The organism is Streptomyces sp. NPDC093221 (genome assembly GCF_044753885.1).
Classification (GTDB): Bacteria; Actinomycetota; Actinomycetes; order Streptomycetales; family Streptomycetaceae; genus Actinacidiphila.
Genome location: NZ_JBIVOA010000003.1, coordinates 343862 through 360505, shown reverse-complemented (window position 1 = coordinate 360505; position 16644 = coordinate 343862). Strand labels below are relative to the sequence as shown.

Annotated in this window: 14 protein-coding genes; 8 read left to right on the top strand and 6 right to left on the bottom strand. The window is 72.6% G+C overall.

Annotated elements, in window-relative coordinates:
• Positions 1-4 precede the first annotated feature (4 nt).
• On the top strand, positions 5-844 hold the full coding sequence (locus tag ACIQCJ_RS13560) for an ABC transporter permease (protein ID WP_402711439.1): 840 nt from the start codon (positions 5-7) through the stop codon (positions 842-844).
• Positions 845-925: 81 nt separating this feature from the next.
• On the opposite strand, the gene ACIQCJ_RS13555 is transcribed toward ACIQCJ_RS13560, so the two are convergent.
• Entirely contained in the window at positions 926-1069 is a 144-nt protein-coding gene (locus ACIQCJ_RS13555) for a hypothetical protein (RefSeq protein WP_391045879.1), read from the bottom strand.
• 313 nt (positions 1070-1382) lie between these two features.
• Complete coding sequence (locus ACIQCJ_RS13550) at positions 1383-2051, bottom strand: TetR/AcrR family transcriptional regulator (RefSeq protein WP_402711438.1); 669 nt, start codon at positions 2049-2051, stop codon at positions 1383-1385.
• A gap of 130 nt (positions 2052-2181) precedes the next feature.
• Here ACIQCJ_RS13550 and ACIQCJ_RS13545 point away from each other — a divergent pair, with 130 nt between their 5' ends.
• A complete protein-coding gene (locus tag ACIQCJ_RS13545) occupies positions 2182-2919 on the top strand; it encodes an SDR family oxidoreductase (RefSeq protein WP_402711437.1) in 738 nt (245 codons plus the stop codon).
• 107 nt (positions 2920-3026) lie between these two features.
• Here ACIQCJ_RS13545 and ACIQCJ_RS13540 read toward each other — a convergent pair whose 3' ends face one another.
• Together ACIQCJ_RS13540 and ACIQCJ_RS13535 are read right to left on the bottom strand one after the other, a co-directional pair.
• Positions 3027-4016 (bottom strand): L,D-transpeptidase, encoded by a 990-nt coding sequence (locus ACIQCJ_RS13540; protein WP_355341629.1) that lies wholly within the window; start codon positions 4014-4016, stop codon positions 3027-3029.
• Between the two features lie 338 nt (positions 4017-4354).
• Positions 4355-4732: a VOC family protein gene (locus ACIQCJ_RS13535; RefSeq protein ID WP_188284292.1), complete on the bottom strand. Its 378-nt coding sequence runs from the start codon at positions 4730-4732 to the stop codon at positions 4355-4357.
• 123 nt (positions 4733-4855) lie between these two features.
• Here ACIQCJ_RS13535 and ACIQCJ_RS13530 point away from each other — a divergent pair, with 123 nt between their 5' ends.
• From ACIQCJ_RS13530 to acs, 6 genes are all read left to right on the top strand, one after another.
• Positions 4856-6046: a sensor histidine kinase gene (locus ACIQCJ_RS13530; RefSeq protein ID WP_223187657.1), complete on the top strand. Its 1191-nt coding sequence runs from the start codon at positions 4856-4858 to the stop codon at positions 6044-6046.
• On the top strand, positions 6043-6798 hold the full coding sequence (locus tag ACIQCJ_RS13525) for a LytR/AlgR family response regulator transcription factor (RefSeq protein ID WP_401856542.1): 756 nt from the start codon (positions 6043-6045) through the stop codon (positions 6796-6798). The genes ACIQCJ_RS13530 and ACIQCJ_RS13525 overlap by 4 nt, the downstream gene beginning before the upstream one ends.
• Positions 6795-7283 carry a hypothetical protein gene (locus ACIQCJ_RS13520; RefSeq protein WP_402711436.1) on the top strand — a complete coding sequence of 163 codons (489 nt, stop codon included), beginning with the start codon at positions 6795-6797 and terminating at the stop codon, positions 7281-7283. The genes ACIQCJ_RS13525 and ACIQCJ_RS13520 overlap by 4 nt, the downstream gene beginning before the upstream one ends.
• Positions 7280-9127: a cation acetate symporter gene (locus tag ACIQCJ_RS13515; protein WP_401718795.1), complete on the top strand. Its 1848-nt coding sequence runs from the start codon at positions 7280-7282 to the stop codon at positions 9125-9127. Before ACIQCJ_RS13520 ends, ACIQCJ_RS13515 begins: the two co-directional genes overlap by 4 nt.
• 183 nt (positions 9128-9310) lie before the next feature.
• The gene (locus ACIQCJ_RS13510) at positions 9311-9958 is read left to right on the top strand and encodes an acetate uptake transporter (protein ID WP_401718792.1); all 648 of its coding nucleotides are present in this window, start codon (positions 9311-9313) and stop codon (positions 9956-9958) included.
• Positions 9955-11946 (top strand): acetate--CoA ligase, encoded by a 1992-nt coding sequence (gene acs / locus ACIQCJ_RS13505; protein WP_401718790.1) that lies wholly within the window; start codon positions 9955-9957, stop codon positions 11944-11946. The genes ACIQCJ_RS13510 and acs overlap by 4 nt, the downstream gene beginning before the upstream one ends.
• A 108-nt stretch (positions 11947-12054) precedes the next feature.
• Here acs and ACIQCJ_RS13500 read toward each other — a convergent pair whose 3' ends face one another.
• Together ACIQCJ_RS13500 and ACIQCJ_RS13495 are read right to left on the bottom strand one after the other, a co-directional pair.
• Positions 12055-14310 carry an alpha-L-rhamnosidase C-terminal domain-containing protein gene (locus ACIQCJ_RS13500; RefSeq protein WP_402711435.1) on the bottom strand — a complete coding sequence of 752 codons (2256 nt, stop codon included), beginning with the start codon at positions 14308-14310 and terminating at the stop codon, positions 12055-12057.
• An 82-nt stretch (positions 14311-14392) separates the two neighbouring features.
• The gene (locus ACIQCJ_RS13495) at positions 14393-16600 is read right to left on the bottom strand and encodes a hypothetical protein (RefSeq protein WP_402711434.1); all 2208 of its coding nucleotides are present in this window, start codon (positions 16598-16600) and stop codon (positions 14393-14395) included.
• Between the last annotated feature and the right edge of the window lie 44 nt (positions 16601-16644).

Sequence of the window (16644 nt, the reverse complement as noted above, 5' to 3'; positions counted from 1 at the left end):
GGTCGTGGTCCGTACCCAGGCGCCCCCGCCTCCGGGCGCGGTCGGGGCGCCGGGCTCGGGGCAGACCGGGCAGACCGGGAAGGCCGATCCCGCCGCGGTCGGCCGGATTCTGGCCGCCCAGCCGGGCACCCGCTCCTACCTCGGCACCGGGTCGGTCGCCGCGAATTTCACGGGCGTCGCCGGGGCGACGACGGTGGTGGCGTACCAGGGCGACTCGTCCTGGGGTGCTTGTCAGATGGTCTCAGGGCGCTGGTTCACCGCGCCGGGCGAGGCGGTCGTCGCCGACCGGTTCCTGAAGGCGGCCGGGGTCCGGGTCGGCGACACCGTCACCCTGGAGCACGACGGCCGCGGCACGCCGGTCCGTATCGTCGGCGAAGCGCTCTCCGCGGGCGACTCGGGCACGCGGGTCCTAATGGACGAACGGACGCTCACCCGCGTCGGACTGGCCTTCCGACCGGACACGTTCTCCGTGCGCCTGACGGCGGGCACCGACCGCGACCGCTACCTCGCGGCCCTCGACACCGCGCTCGGCCTCGGCGTGTTCAAAGCGCTCGGCATGGCGCCGCGGCAGACCGTCGCCATGGTGCTCACCACGGCGGGCTCGGTCGGCGCGGTCGCGGGACTCGCGGGTGTGCCGCTCGGTATCGCCCTGCACGGCCATGTGCCGCCGATCATGGGCGAAGCGGCCGGTACGGGTATCCCGCACGCCGACCTCGCGGTCTACCACGCCCCGCAGATCGCCCTGCTCGCGGTGGCGGGCCTGGCCATCGCCGCGGGCGGGGCGCTGCTCCCGGCGAGCTGGGCGGCCAGGACGCGGACGGCGGTGGCGCTGCGGACCGAATGACGGGGTGACCGAAGATCCGGGTGACCGAGTGACCGAACGACGGGGTGACCGGGTGACGGGTCGGGACGGGGGCGCCGGTCGTTACGAGGCGTCCTCGTCCTCTTCCTCGTGCGGGGCCTCCGGCGGCGCGAGGAACGGGTCGTTGACCGGCGCCGGGTTGGGCACGGTGGCCGGGCGCGGGGCGGTCTGCTCCGGATTGGAGAAGAGCGAAGGCGAAGAGTCCATGAAGATCCCCCAGTGAGTGGTGATGACGGCGGTCGCCGCTGCCTCGGTCCGCCCGCGGCGGTCGTCGCCGTCATTGGTGACGGCTCCGCCCTGGTGCGTGGGAAAACGGCAGGTCGTCCTGGGACGACGGTACGCGCCGCCTATGACGGTACGCCCTGCGGGCCGCAGGACCGAACGTGGCGTTGGCCCTGGCGGGTCGGCGGGGTCCGGAGCGGGCCCGGCGCCGGCCCCGGTGCGGCCCGGCTCGGGCCTGTCGCGGCGCTGCGGCGGTCCCGTCGCGGCCCGGTCGCGGCCCGGTCCCGGTCCCGCGCGGTCAGTCGTGCGGGCGTCCGGGAGAGGGCGGACCGGGGGCGGCGGCTTCGGGCGCGCCGCGCACCAGGGCGCGGCTCGTGGCCACCGCGAGGTCCGCGGTGCCGTCGACCCCCTCCCGCGGGCTCACGCGGCTGAAGAGGCCGCCGGGGTGCAGCGTCGCGTAGCCGTGGGCGGCCGTCACGTGCTGCTCCAGGAGCGTCAGCGCGGCGGCGGGACCCTGACCGAGGGCGTCCTGGGCCAGCTCGAAGAGCTGGTCCACCAGTCGGCGGCCCGCGTCGGCGAGGTCCCGGTCCTGGAGCGCCACCAGGGGCCTGGCGAAGATCACGTCGAAACCGGCGCCGCGCGCGCCGACGTAGCGGACGTACGCCCCCGCGGTCGCCGCGAAGCGCTCGGCCGGGTCCTGGCCCGCGCCGTCGGCCGCCTGCCGGAACCGCTCGGCCAGTTCCTCGGCGGCGCGGGTCGCGACCGCGGCCAAGAGGTGGTCGCGGTCGGCGAAGTGCCGGTAGGGCGCGGCCGTGCTCACCCCGAGCCTGCGGGCGACCCGCGCGACCGAGAAGGCCGCGGGCCCCGCCTCCGCCAGCAGATCGAAGCTCGCCTCGATCAGCGCGGGGCGCAGCTCGCCGTGGTGGTAGCGGCCCCGCTGGGGGCCGCCCTGCGCGTTCCCCGACACGGGCCGCCTCCTCGCGCGCTGGACGTGATAGCCCTCTTACCGTACCGTAGTGATAGACCTCTTACATTCCTCGTGCGCGGAACTCCCCCCGCACACTCGAACCCCTCAATCCCGCAGGGACGGAAAAGTCATGACCGAAATCAAGGACAAGGTCGTCGCGATCACAGGAGCCAGCAGCGGAATCGGCGAGGCGACCGCGCTGCTGCTCGCCGAACGCGGCGCGAGAGTGGTGCTCGGCGCCCGTGGGACGGACCGGCTCGCCGCGGTCGCCGCACGGATCGGGAAAGCGGGCGGCGAGGTCGCCCACCTGCGCACCGACGTGCGCAGCCGCGCCGACGTCGCCGGGCTCGTGGGCCTGGCGACCGAGCGCTACGGGCGGCTCGACGTGCTGGTCAGCAACGCGGGGGCGATGCCGATCTCCCCGCTCGACGAACTGCGCGTCGAGGACTGGGAGGAGATGGTCGACGTCAATCTCAAAGGCGTGCTGTACGGCATCGCCGCCGCGCTTCCGGTATTCCGCGCGCAGGGCTTCGGCCATTTCGTGAACACCGCGTCCACGGCGGCCCACCGAATTGTGCCCAGCCAGTCGGTCTATTCCGGTACGAAAATGGCCGTGCGCGCCGTCTCCGAGGGCCTGCGGCAGGAAGCGGGGGGCAAACTGCGGGTGACGATCGTCTCGCCCGGCATGACGAGGACCGAATTCGCGGGCGGCATGCGGCGCCCCGAAGCGCGCGCCAAGCTGACCGAGATGGTGGAAGGGATCGCGATGCCGCCGGACGCCGTCGCCCGCGCCATCGCCTTCGCGATCGAGCAGCCCGCCGACATCGACGTCGGCGAGATCGTCGTCCGCCCGACCGCGCAGAGCTGACGGCGCGGGACCGGGGCGGCCGGTCCCGCGCCGCCGGTACGCCAACGCCGCACCTCGGACGGTCAGCGGTCAGGGGTCCGGGGTCAGCGGTCAGGAGGCGGCGGGTCTCAGGCGGTCGTGGTCGTCATCTGCCCGGTGCCGCTGTCCTGGAGCCACTGCGACCAGGACAGGTTGAAGTCGGCGTAGCCGTTGTTACCCGGGGCCTTGCCGCGCGGGGAGCCGGTGATGGTGACCGGGTCGCCCTGCTTGACGTAGTTGTAGAACCACTTGGCGTCGGTGAGCGACAGGTGGACGCAGCCGTGCGAACCGAAGCTGTGCCCCGGCTGCGGGTCCCCGGTCGAGTAGTGGATGTACGTGCCCGAATTCGTCAGGTGCACGTCCCACGGCAGGGTCAGGTCGTAGTAGTCCGGATTGCTCTTGTCGCAGGTTATGTGGACGCTGCAGGACGTCATGTGGACCTTCTCCGCCTTGTCGATGACGGCCATCGTCCCGTCCCAGGAGGGCCACGTGGGGCTGCCCGCGTCGATCGGCAGGGTCTTCACGACCTGTCCGTTGTGCGTGACCTTCATCGTGTGACCCGGCACCGACACGGTCGCCTCGTTGTCGTCGCCGACGGTGAACGCGTGGTGGTAGCCGTGCACCCCGTACCGCCCGTTGCCGTTGGGCACATCGGTCAGATTCGCGTCGACCGTGACCTTCGTGCCCGGCTTCCAGTACGACTGGGGCCGGAAGTCGACCCGGGTGGTGCTGAACCAGTGCCAGGCGCCGGTGGTCGGCACGGACGTGGTGATCTTGAGGTGCTTCTCTATGTTCGCGCGGGCCGAGGCCGCCACCGGGTTGGTGAAGAGCACCGAGACCGGCATCGCGACGCCGACCGTGGTCCCGGTCTGCGGGGTGATCGTGTCGAGCAGCATCGGCGGCCCCTTCGGGGTCGGCTTCGTCGGCGAGGGCGTGGCGCTCGGCTTCGCCGACGCCGACGCCTTCCCGTCGGCAGCGGACGAGGCGGCGTCGTGCCCGCTCCCGCCGCACGCGCTCGTGCCCGCGAGCACCGCTCCGGCCACCAGCGCGATACCCAAGCTGCCCCTGAACCGACTCATGCCCGTGCTCCACTCGTATCACTGCGTCACTTACGTCCGGTACGTACGGTCGTGTTCCGGCGCGTCCGCTACGCCTGATCACCACGGTACGTCTACTACAGACCCCTACCCGATCACGGCGGTTGCAGGGCTCACGTAAAGCGACGGCCAAGCCTGCCGGATCGCCGCGTGGCGTCTGTCACACAGGGTGATGCGGTGTCACCGGGCGTGTGCCCGGCGCCCGGACGTGCGGAATCGCCGCCCGGACATGCGGAATCCGCGCCGAGACGCGGAATCAGCGGCCGGACACGCGGAATCCGTACTCGGACCCGCGGACGGGGTGTCCGATCAGCCGGGACTCAGTGCTTGATCAGGCAGAAGGGGTGCCCCGCGGGGTCCGCGTAGACGCGCCAGCTCCGGGTCCCGGCGCCGTCGTCGAGCAGGATCGCACCCCTGGCCAGCACCTTCTCCTCGGCCTCGGCCAGATCGGGCACGCCGAAGTCGAGGTGGAACTGCTGCGGGGAGGCGGGCTCCGGCCAGCGCGGCCTGCGGTATTCGGTGACCCGCTGGAAGGCCAGCACCAGCCCGGCCGCGGTGTGCAGTGTCGCCCAGCCGTCGCTCAACGACCAGCGCGGATCGGGCCGGTCGACCGTACCGCCGAGCAACGACTTGTAGAACCTGGCGAGTTCCGCCGGATCGGAACAGTCGAGCACCACGCACTGCAATTCGGCAATCATTAACAGAGCGTAGGGGGCACGGCGGCTCCGGCGCGCGACGGCGGGGCCGAAACCGGCGGTACGGTCCCCGCACGACGGAATCTTGCGAACGGAACCTGTCTCACGCCGTCACACCTGGCGATAATGCGGGGCATGGGGTCAGTGATCACCGTGGTGTCGGTCGCGCTGGTGGTCGCGGGCGCCGCGGCGGCCCTGTTCTGGCTGGTTCGCGGGCGCAGGGGATTCGGTACGCCCGCCGACCGGGCCGCCTTCGCCACCCTGCACTCGGCGTCACTGGCCGCGCCCCCGCTGCGCAACGGCCTCGACCCCGAGTCGGCCCGCAGCGCCGCCCGCCATCTGCGGGCGCTGCTCGGCACACCCGCGCTGGCCGTCATCGGCGACGGCGAACTGCTCGCCTGGGAAGGTCCGGGCCGCAGACACGCGGCGCAGGCCGTGGAACACGCGCGGGAGGCGATGGACGCCGGGCGGCCGTGGGTGGTCCCGGCCGAGGAGATCCACTGCGGCGACGACCGGTGCCCGATCCGCAGCGCCGTCGTCGTACCGCTGGTGGTGGACGGCCTGGTCGTCGGCGCGCTGTCGGTGTACGCGCGCCAGGTGTCGGCGGGCCTGGTCAGAGCCGCGGGCGAGGTCGCGCACTGGGTCATCTCGCAGTTGGAACTCGCCGAGCTGGACCGCTCGCGCACCCGGATGATCGAAGCCGAACTGCGCGCGCTGCGGGCGCAGATCTCCCCGCACTTCGTCTACAACTCGCTGACCGCCATAGCCTCCTTCGTCCGCACCGACCCCGACCAGGCCCGTGAACTGCTCCTCGAATTCGCCGAGCTGACGCGCTACAGCCTGCGCAGGCACGGCCAGTTCTCCACCCTCGCCGAGGAGTTGCGGTCCGTCGACCGCTATCTGCGCCTGGAACGCGCCCGGTTCGGCTCCCGGCTCCGCGTCGATCTGCTCATCGCGCCCGAAGTGCTGCCGGTGGCCGTACCGTTCCTCTGCCTCCAGCCGATCGTTGAGAACGCCGTACGCCACGGACTCGGACCCAAGTCGACGCCGGGGCGCATCACCATCAGGGCCGAGGACGCGGGCGCGGAGTGCCGCATCAGTGTGGAGGACGACGGCGTGGGCATGGACCCCGAGGAGGTCAGGATGCGGCTCGCCGGGGAGGACGACGGCGACTCGCTCGGCCTGGGCAATGTCGACGAGCGGCTGCGTACGGTCTTCGGCGACGAGTACGGCCTGGTGGTGGAGACCGCCCCCGGCGCCGGGACGAAGGTCAACGTCCGGGTGCCTAAGTACCGGAACGGAGTACGCGCATCGTGAAACCGTTGCAGGTCCTGGCCGTCGACGACGAACCGCCCGCCCTGGAGGACCTGACGTATCTGCTGCGCGGCGACCGGCGGGTCGGCCGGGTGCTCAGCGCGGGCAGCAGCGACGAGGCCCTGCGGCTGCTGGAGGACGAGTCGGTCGAGGCCGTCTTCCTCGACATCCGGATGCCGGGCCTCGACGGCCTCGACCTGGTCCGCGTCCTCGGCCGCTTCGCCCGGCCGCCCGCGGTCGTCTTCGTCACCGCCTACGAGGACTTCGCCGTCGACGCCTTCGCCCTCAAGGCCTGCGACTACCTGCTCAAACCGGTCGGCAGGGAACGGCTGGCCGAGGCGGTCCGCCGCGTCGCCGCCGTCATCGAGGGCAACACACCGGGAGCCGCGCCCGCCGGCCGCTCCGACGAGCGCATCCCGGTCGACCTCGGCGGAGTCACCCGCTTCATCCGCCGCGAGGACGTCGCGTACGTCGAGGCGCAGGGGGACTACGTACGCCTGCACGCGGGCGGCCACGCGCCACTGGTCCGGATAGCGCTCGCCGTCCTGGAGGAGCGCTGGGCGCCGCACGGCTTCGTCCGCATCCACCGCGGCTACCTGGTCTCGCTCCGCCACGTGGAGGAGCTGCGCTCGGACGCCGGGCACTGGACGGTACGCGTGGCGGGCGGTGAACTCCCGGTCAGCCGACGCCACTCCAGGGAACTGCGGGACCTGCTGATGCAGTGGTCGCCCGCGCCCGGCGAGGGGCCGTCATGAGCGGTACGCAACCGCCACCGCCGCGCCGGGTCGCGGTGACCGCGCCGCGCCGCGACCGTACCGGCGGCTGGTCCGCGCGAGCCGTCGCCGAGGACCTGCACGCGCAGCCGCGCCTCGGCCAGGTCTATGTCCGCTCCCTGGTCAGGGACCAACTGCGGCTCTCGCTCGGCGTGCTGGCCGTCCTCGCGGTCGTCATCGGCGGTCTGCCCGCCGCCTTCGCGCTCGCGCCGGGGCTGCGCACGGTGGACGTCCTCGGGGTCCGGCTCGCCTGGCTGCTGCTCGGCGTCGTCGCCTACCCGCTGCTGGTGGGCGCGGCCTGGTTCCACGTACGGCACGCGGAGCGCGTCGAGCGGGACTTCACGGATCTGCTCAACGCCCCGGACGCGCCGCCGGGTTCGGGCCCGGCACCCGCGGCCCCGACGGACACCGCCCCTGACGCGGCGGCGCAGGCCGCGCCCAGCGCCCCCGGCCCGGAGGCCGGATGAATCCGGCGCTCGGCTTCACCGCCCTCGTCGTCGTCCTCGTGGCGACCGTCGTGGTCGGCTTCTACGGCCTGCGGCTGTCCCGCGCCACCTCGGACTTCTACGTCGCCTCCCGCGAGATCTCACCGCTGTGGAACGCCTCGGCGATCGGCGGCGAGTATCTGTCGGCCGCCTCCTTCCTGGGCGTCGCGGGCCTGTTGATGGCCTACGGCGTCGACATGCTGGCCTACCCGGTGGGTTACACGGCCGGATATCTGGTGCTGTTGCTGCTGGTCGCGGCGCCCCTGCGCCGCTCGGGCGCGTACACGCTGCCGGATTTCGCCGAGGAACGCCTCGGGTCCACCGCCGTGCGCCGGGTGGCGAGCGTCTTCGTCGCCGTCATCGCCTGGCTCTACCTCGTACCGCAGTTGCAGGGCGCGGGCCTGACCCTCCAGACGGTGACGGGCGCGCCGCGCTGGGTCGGCGCGGTGGTCGTGGCGGTGGCCGTCGTCGGCGTCTCGGCGGCGGGCGGCATGCGCAGCGTCACCCTCGTGCAGGGCTTCCACTTCTGGCTGAAGCTCACCGCCATCGCGGTGCCCGCCGTCTTCCTCGTCCTGGCCTGGCGGTCGGCGGGCACCCCCTCGCTGACCGCGCCCGACGTGCCGCGCTTCCCGCACACCACGGTCGTACGGCTCGACAGCCAGGTCCGCTTCGACGTGGCGACACCCGTGACGGTGACGGTCAGCGGCACCCTCGACGGCACGGCCTACGGCGCCAAGGGGGCCTCGCGCGCGGAGCGACACGGCGTGCCCGTACGGCTGGTGCGCGGCGAGCACACGGCGGAAGGCGGCACCGGCCTGACCTTCCCCGAAGGCGTCCCCGTACCGCACAAGGTCGGCCTCGCACCGGCGACCGGCGCCAGGTGGGCGAGCCCGCTGTCCGGCGCGGGCGGCAGATCGCACCCGCTGTACGCCGTCTACTCGATCCTGCTGGCCACCTTCCTCGGCACGATGGGCCTGCCGCACGTCCTCGTCCGCTTCTACACCAACCCCGACGGCCGGGCCGCCCGCCGGACGACGCTGCTCGTCCTGATCCTGCTGAGCGGCTTCTACCTGCTGCCGCCGGTCTACGGGGCGCTCGGCCGGATCTTCGCACCGCAACTGCTGCTCACCGGGCAGACCGACACCGCGGTACTGGTGCTGCCGCAGATCACCCAGGCCGGTGAGGCGGGGCGGCTGCTGGCGGCGCTGGCGACCGCGGGAGCCTTCGCCGCCTTCGTGTCGACCGCGTCGGGACTCACGGTGTCGGTGGCGGGCGTGGTCTCGCAGGATCTGCTGCGCGGCTCGACCCACGGCTTCCGCTGGGCCTCGCTCGCGGCGGCCGTACCGCCGCTGGCGATGACGGTCGCGACCCCCGGCCTGCCGGTGGCCGACGCGATCGGCCTGGCCTTCGCCGTCGCCGCCTCGTCCTTCTGCCCGTTGCTGGTGCTGGGCATCTGGTGGCGCGGACTGACCGACCTGGGCGCGCTGTTCGGCCTGGTGGCCGGGGGCGGACTCGCCGCCGTCGCGGTCGTGCTGACCAGCGTGCGCGGACCCGGCGGCGGCTGGAGCGCCGCGCTGCTCGAAGAACCCGCGGCCTGGACCGTCCCCGTGGCCTTCGCCGTCATGGTCGTCGGGTCGCTGCTGACCCGCGGCCGGATCTCGCGCGCGGACGTCGACCGGGTGATGCTGCGCATGCACCTGCCGGAGGAGGTCGGCGCGCAGCCGGAACCCGGTCAGCCCGGTCGACTCGGCGTCCCCGCGCCGCGGGAGACGCCCGGCGCGCCGGGACCCGCCGCTGAGCGGTCACCGACCGTTCGCCGTATCTGACCGACCGCTCACCGTATCTGACGGACCGTCCGTCGCCCGGACCCGACCGCTGGGCGACGCCCGCTGTGGGGCTGTGGCCCCCCGACGTCGGCGTTCCTAGCGTGGGAGCGGGCCCAGCACGGCCCGCGGCGGCGTACGTACCGCGCTTCGCGCCGCCATTCCTCACCGAGGAGGGAACCGCAGATGAGCACCCCCGTCACGACCGAACGGCCGCCCGTGGACGGCATCGCCGACCCCGGACCGCTCGGCCTCGCCGCGTTCGCCGCCACCACCTTCGTCCTGAGTTCCTTCAACGCCCACCTCATCGACCAGAATCTGCTCACGGTGGTCCTGCCGCTCGCGCTGTTCTACGGCGGACTCATGCAACTGCTCGCCGGAATGTGGGAGTTCAAGAAGGGCAACACCTTCGGTGCCACCGCCTTCGGTTCCTACGGCGCCTTCTGGCTCTCCTACGCGGCCTATGTGAAGTTCGTCGTCGGCGATCTGCCCCCGGACACGGCCAACCAGGCCACCGGCCTCTACCTGCTGATCTGGGCGATCTTCACCGTCTACATGACGGTCGCGGCCCTGCGGACCAACGCCGCGCTGTTCGCGGTCTTCGTGGCCCTGTCGGCGACCTTCATCGTGCTGACCGTCGCGGAATTCGACAAGTCCGTCACCATCACCAAGGTCGGCGGCTGGATCGGGCTGGTCACCGCCGTGTTCGCCTGGTACGCCTCCTTCGCCGTCGTCACCAACAGCACCTGGAAGCGCGCCGTCGTCCCCGTGCTCCCGCTGTCAGGACTCTCCGTCGGCCGCCGCGGCGGACCGGTGGAGGAGCCCCACTCATGACCGAGGAGACCCTCTCCAACCTGCTCAGAGAAGACCGGCGCTTCCCCCCGCCGCCCGAACTGGCCGCGCGGGCCAATGTCACCGCGGCCGCGTACGAGGAAGCCGCGGCCGACGTCGAGGCGTTCTGGGCCGCCGCCGCGGCCCGGCTGGACTGGGCCGAACCCTGGACCCGGGTACGCGACTGGAGCCGGGCGCCCTTCGCCCGCTGGTTCGTCGGCGGGAAGCTCAACGTCGCCGACAACTGCGTCGACCGGCACGTGCGCGCCGGGCTCGGCGACCGGGTCGCCTTCCACTGGGAGGGCGAGCCCGGCGACACCCGCACGCTCACCTACGCCGACCTCAAGGAACAGGTCTGCCGCGCCGCCAACGCCCTGCTCTCGCTGGGCGTGCGGGCCGGCGACCGGGTCGCGCTCTACATGCCGATGATCCCCGAGACGGTCGTGGCGATGCTGGCCTGCGCCCGTATCGGCGCACCGCACACCGTCGTCTTCGGCGGCTTCTCCGCCGACGCGCTGCGCGGCCGGATCCTCGACTGCGACGCGCGGGTGGTGATCACCGCGGACGGCGGCTACCGCAAGGGCGCCGCCTCGGCCCTGAAGCCCGCCGTGGACGAGGCCGTGGAAGGCTGCCCCGACGTCCGCAGCGTCCTGGTCGTGCGCCGTACGGGCCAGGACGTGGCGTGGACCTCGGGCCGGGACGTGTGGTGGCACGACCTGGTGGACGCGCAGTCGGCCGAGCACGAGGCCGAGGCGTTCGACAGCGAGCACCCGCTCTACATCATGTACACCTCGGGCACGACGGCCCGCCCCAAGGGCATCCTGCACACCACCGGCGGCTACCTCACCCAGGCCGCCTGGACGCACTGGGCGGTCTTCGACGTCAAGCCGGAACGGGACGTGTACTGGACGGCCGCCGACATCGGCTGGGTCACCGGCCACTCCTACATCGTCTACGGCCCCCTCGCCAACGGCGTGACCTCGGTGCTCTACGAGGGCACGCCCGACTCCCCGCACCAGGGCCGGTGGTGGGAGATCGTCGAGAAGTACAAGGTGACGATCCTGTACTGCGCGCCCACCGCGATCCGCACCTTCATGAAGTGGGGCGACACGATCCCGGGCCAGTACGACCTGACGTCGCTGCGGCTGCTCGGCTCGGTCGGCGAACCCATCAACCCCGAGGCGTGGATGTGGTACCGGCGCGCCATCGGCGGCGACCGCTGCCCGGTGGTCGACACCTGGTGGCAGACCGAGACCGGCGCGCAGATGATCAGCCCGCTGCCGGGCGTCAGCGTCTGCAAACCCGGCTCGGCGCTGCGGCCGCTGCCCGGCATCTCGGCGGAGGTCGTGGACGACACGGGCCGTCCGGTGCCGAACGGCTCCGGCGGCTACCTCGTGCTGACCGAGCCGTGGCCAGGCATGCTGCGCACCATCTGGGGCGACGAGCAGCGGTACATCGACACGTACTGGTCGCGCTTCCCCGGCTGGTACTTCGCGGGCGACGGCGCGAAGAAGGACGAGGACGGCGACATCTGGCTGCTCGGCCGGGTCGACGACGTGATGAACGTGTCGGGGCACCGGATCTCCACCACCGAGGTGGAGTCCGCGCTGGTGTCCCATCCGCTGGTCGCCGAGGCGGCCGTCGTCGGCGCCACCGACGCCACGACCGGGCAGGGCATCGTCGCCTTCGTGATCCTGCGCGCCGACGGCGAGAAGGCCGCGCGGGAGGCGGGCGGCGACGACGTGGCCAGGCGATTGCGGGCGCACGTCAGCAAGGAGATCGGGCCGATCGCCCGGCCCCGGCAGATCCTCGTCGTCGCCGAACTGCCCAAGACCCGCTCGGGCAAGATCATGCGCCGACTGCTGCGCGACATCGCCGAGCACCGCGACCTCGGCGACGTGACGACGCTGACCGACTCCACGGTGATGGACACCATCCGTGAACGGCTGCCCGGCGGCTCGTCCTCCGGCGCCCCGACGGACGAGGAGTAGCGGGGAGCGGCGTACCGCCCCGGATCCGGTCCCGGCCGGTACGCGCCGACGGCCCGCGAGGCGGTCTCCCCACCGCCCGCGGGCCGTCGTCACTCAACTCCCGTGCCGCTAGCGCGCCTTGTGCGAGACCAGCGTGTGGTGCCCGGCGCCGACCGCGTCCACGTACACGTTCACCCCGTCACCGCTCACGCGCGCGCCGCCGACCGCCCGCGTGCCGTCCCAGACGGTCCGCCCGTCCAGGGTGACCCGCACCCTCGCGCCGCCGGTCGGCACCGCGAGCCTGCCGGTGGTGCCGCGCGGCGCGTCGGTGGCCAGCGTGAAGCCGCCGCCGTCCGCGCGCCAGGACGCGCTGATCGCGCCGTGCGGCGTGGGCACCTTGCCCTGCGCCCACGTGAGGTCGCCGGGCGTGGGCACGATCGCGTACGAGGCGAAGCCCGCGCCGGTCGGCCGGATGCCCAGCACCTGGTTGGTGAGGCTGACCGTCGGCCCCGAAGCCCAGCCGTGCGCGAGGCTGGTGAACTGCGAAAGGGCGGGCTGCCCCGCCAGGTCGGCCTTCTCCCAGAAGGTGCCGCCCGGGTCCTGCGAGAGCTGGTACCCCCAGAAGGTACGGATCAGATCCAGGCCGCCGGTCTGCTGCGCGCCGCTCGCGTCGGCCAGACCCAGCCGCGCGCTCGCCTCGAAACCGCTGGGCAGCGGCTCGTAGATCGGCCCGATCGACGCGTTGGGCGTGCTCGGCGCCATCGTCAGCGCGCCGTAGGGACCCCAACTCGTCCGCCGCAGATAGTCCATCGCGCTGCTCGCCTGCCGCTGGTCGGCGACCCCGGTGAGAGCCGCCGCCGCGTTGGCGTCCTGCGGATAGGCGCCGGGGATCTCCCGCGAGAGCCGGTACGCACCGACGGCCGCGTCCCAGAGCTGGTCGTTGACCGCCTTCCTCACCACGGTCGCGCGGTCCGCGTACACCCCGGACGCGGCCTTGTCGTGCCGGGCGGTGGCCAGCTCCGCCATCTCCTGGAGATTGCGCACATACAGCGCGTTCACATACGTCTCGTGCCCGCAGTCGCTGTAGCCGTAGTGGCCGCAGGAGTTGACCGCGCCGAAGGCGATCAGCCCCTGCGGGTCCTGGGCGCGCACCGACTCCAGCCACGCGGTGGCCTTCGTCAGCGCGGGCCACCACCTGTCGAGATAGCCGCGGTCACCGGTGTAGAGCCAGTGCTGGTACTGGTTGTAGACGAACCACGTCACGTACTCGCCGTACGTGCGGATCTCGTCCTGATTGTGCGGCCCCACCAGGCTCTCGCCGGGCATGTACCCGTCCGGCAACTGCTGCGCTGCCAGCGAGGACAGCGAATTGTCCACCGCGTCCGTGTCGTTGGTGCTCAGATACGTGACCGGGACCTGCACCGCCAGGTCGCCCTGCCACACAATGCGGTCCCGCTTGGCGCCGTCGAAGATGACCTCCTTGGCGGGATCGGCGTTCGGCACCTGGCTGTCCGCGTGATCGCCCTCGCCCGTCGCGTACGGCCAGCTCTTGGCCGTGTCCGACATCCAGGTGTCGAGCTGCACGGTGTACGCGCCCGCGTACCAGATCTTGTTCAACTCGTCGTCGCTGGACAGGAACCAGCCCTGGTACGCGGCGGGCGACTTCTGCCGCGGCGCCGCGTCGAACTTCACGGACACCGCGCCGAGGTCCACCCAGCCGGGCCCGTCGAGGAACAGCGTCGCGTAGCGGAAACCGCCGCGCAGCTGAGCGTCCGTCAAGGTCGCGGGCAGCTTCGCCGTGTCCAGGGTGATGGTGTGGCTGTCGGCGTCGTAGGTGTACGGCTGGCCGGGATAGCCGTTCCAGATGTTCGCGGTGTCGCAGCCCGGCGCCTGAGCCGCCTCGCCGTTGTTGTCGCCCGGAGCGGTGGCCGCGTACTGCACCGACTCGCTGAAGCACACGTGCAGTCGAGGCGGTGTCTTGGACGCGCCCGCCACCTTGACGCTGATCCGGCCGCCGACGTCCTTGCCGAAGTCCAGTGCCAGCAGCGGGGATTGGGTGCGGTCCCCGGTGCTGACCAGCCGAACGGCCCTGCGGCCGTCGCCCAGCACCGCCTTCGGGTCGCCCTGGATCGCGCCGCCTCTCGCGGTCGCCGACAGCACGCGGACCGGGGCGACCGTGTGGCCGGCCGGCGCCAGGACGTACGGCCGCCAATCGCCGGGGCGCGGGGTGTAGCCGTCCTGCGTCCAGGGGTCGTGCGCCTTCGCCGCCGCGGTCGTCGTCGGCGCGTCGGCGCCGAAGGCCGAGCCGGGCAGCAGGCCCAGCATGACGGTCCCGGCCGCGACGGCCGCGGCAGCCGCGCGGCTCCTGCGGACATGAATGGGCATACGTCGTTCCCTCTCTGTGTCCCTCTGCGGAAGCGGGTGCGTTCCCGCGCGCGATCCCTGTGGGGCGCGGGCGGGCGGCCGGTCAGCGGCGGCGCACGGTCACCTTGCGGGTGCCCGCCGCCACGCCCGCGATCCGCACATAGCCGCCGGAGAAGGTCACCCCGGTGCGCCGCGCCGACCCCTGCCAGACCGTGCGGCCGTCGAGGCGTACGACGCAGGTGCGCGCGTCGGTCACCGGGACCGCGATCTCGTCCACGGCGCCGCCCGGCGCGCTCACCGTCAGGTCGAACTCACCGCCGCCGCGCTGCTGCCACGACGCGCCGATCACACCCTTCGCGGTGGTCAACTGGCCCTGTGCGAAACGCTGTTGGCCGGGGTGCGGCTCCACGCGGTGCCCCGCGCCCGCGTCGCCGGTGGGGGAGATGCCCAGGAAGCGGTAGGTCAGCGCCGAGGTCGGGCCCGTCGACCAGCCGTGCGCGGCGCTCATGTACGAACCGGAGTAGTCCGACGTGCCGTCGGTGCGGTAGCCCTCCCAGAACGTACTGGCCGTCCCCGTGGGGCTGTCGAGCATGAAGCCCCACTCGCGGCGGATCAGGTCGAGCGCGGTCGCGTCCTGCCCCGCGGCGAAGTGCGCGTGCACCTCCATGCCGCCGGGGAACGGGTGCACGGAGGAACCGCTCTTCTCCGGTGACAGCGCGCCCACCGCCGTCCAACGCCACGCCAGCGAGGCGCTGATGGTCCGCGCGCGGTCCGCGGAGTCCACCAGGCCGAACCACACGGCCAGCGCGTTGCCGTCCTGCGGATACAGCGAGGCGCCGCCGCCGGTCGGCTTGTCGCGGTACAGGCCCACGGCCTCGTCCCAGTAACCGCCGCTCTCCACCGCCGACTTGAGCGCGGCGGCCTTCGCCTTCCACGCGCCCGCCGAGGCCGGGTCGCCGAGCGTCGTGGCGAGCGCGCTCGCGGTCACCAGTGCCCGGTACATGATGGCGTTGGCTTCGAGGTTCTTGCCGTCGGCGTCCGAACGCGCCCAGTCCGCCGCGCTGGTGACGTTCAGCAGCCCGTCACCGTCGATCTTCGCGACGATGTACGTCACGGCCTTCTTGTACGCGTCGTACGCCGTACGCGCCCACGCGGTGTCGCCGCTGAGCTGGACGTAACTCGCCGTGCCGATGAGCGTCCACAGGTGGTAGGCGTCGGAGTTGCCGATGAAGTTCACGGCCGGCCCCGCGTACGGGAGCGCGCCGCCGGCGTCCTGGTGGTTGTAGAGCGTCTGGAGCGAGTCGCGCACGGTCACCAGGTCGCCCAGCGACACATAGTCGGTCAGGACGGAGATGCCGAGGTCGCCCGGCCACACCGTGCGGTCGCGCTTGGCGCCGTCGACCAGCACCGTGCCGCCCGCCTCGCCGACCTTCGCGCTGTTGTCCCAGCCGAGGTCCGGCGGGCCCCAGACCCGGCCCTGGTCGGCGGCGATGATGTTGGTCTGCACGGTGTAGGCGCCCGCGTACCAGACCCGGTTGAGCATGTCGTCGTCGCAGTAGAAGTAGTTGGGGTACGCCGACAGGTCGGCGGCGTTCGGCGCGAAGGTGATCCGTACCGAGACATCGGTCAGGTCCACGGAGCCCGAGGTCTCGTTGACCACCGTCAAGTAGCGGAAACCGCCGCGCAGTTGGGACGCCGGGTGCGCGGTCGCGGCGGGACCCGCGCCCGCGACCGGGGTGTCCTTGTCGGTACTGATCCGCCCGCCGGGCGTCACCGCGTACCGCACGGCGAGCTCGTTGTTGCTGCCGCCGTTGGACCCGTCGCTGGACGACGTGCTGACGAAGTTGGACAGCTCGGAGTACGTCAGCCCGACCGTCTGATTCGTTTCACCGCCCGGCCCGAAGCTGAGAGTGACGAATCCGCCGACCTCCTTGCCGAAGTCGAAGGTCACGGAGGAGCCCTTGCCGGTGATCCGGGTGACGGCCTTGGCGCCGCGCCCCTCGGTCACCAGCGCCTCGGGCCGCCGCACGACACCGGTGAGCGTGTAGACGGCGACCGGGCGCACCGTACGGTCGGCGGGGGAGAGGTTGAAGGCGTCCCACTTGCCCGAGGGCGCCTTGCCGCCGGGCCGCGAGGCGGGGACCGAGGCGCCCGCGGGCACCGCCGACGCGCCCTGCGGCGCGGCTCCCGCGGCCGGTTCCGCGGCGACGGCCCGGCCCCCGCCCGCCTCCGTCGCCGCGACGAACGCGGCGGCCAGCCCCGTCGTGACGAGTACGCGCCGTGTCGGTCCCTGCACTTCACTGTGCGGCATGTCTCTCCCGGATGAATCGTTTCAAGATCGCGGACGCGGAAACC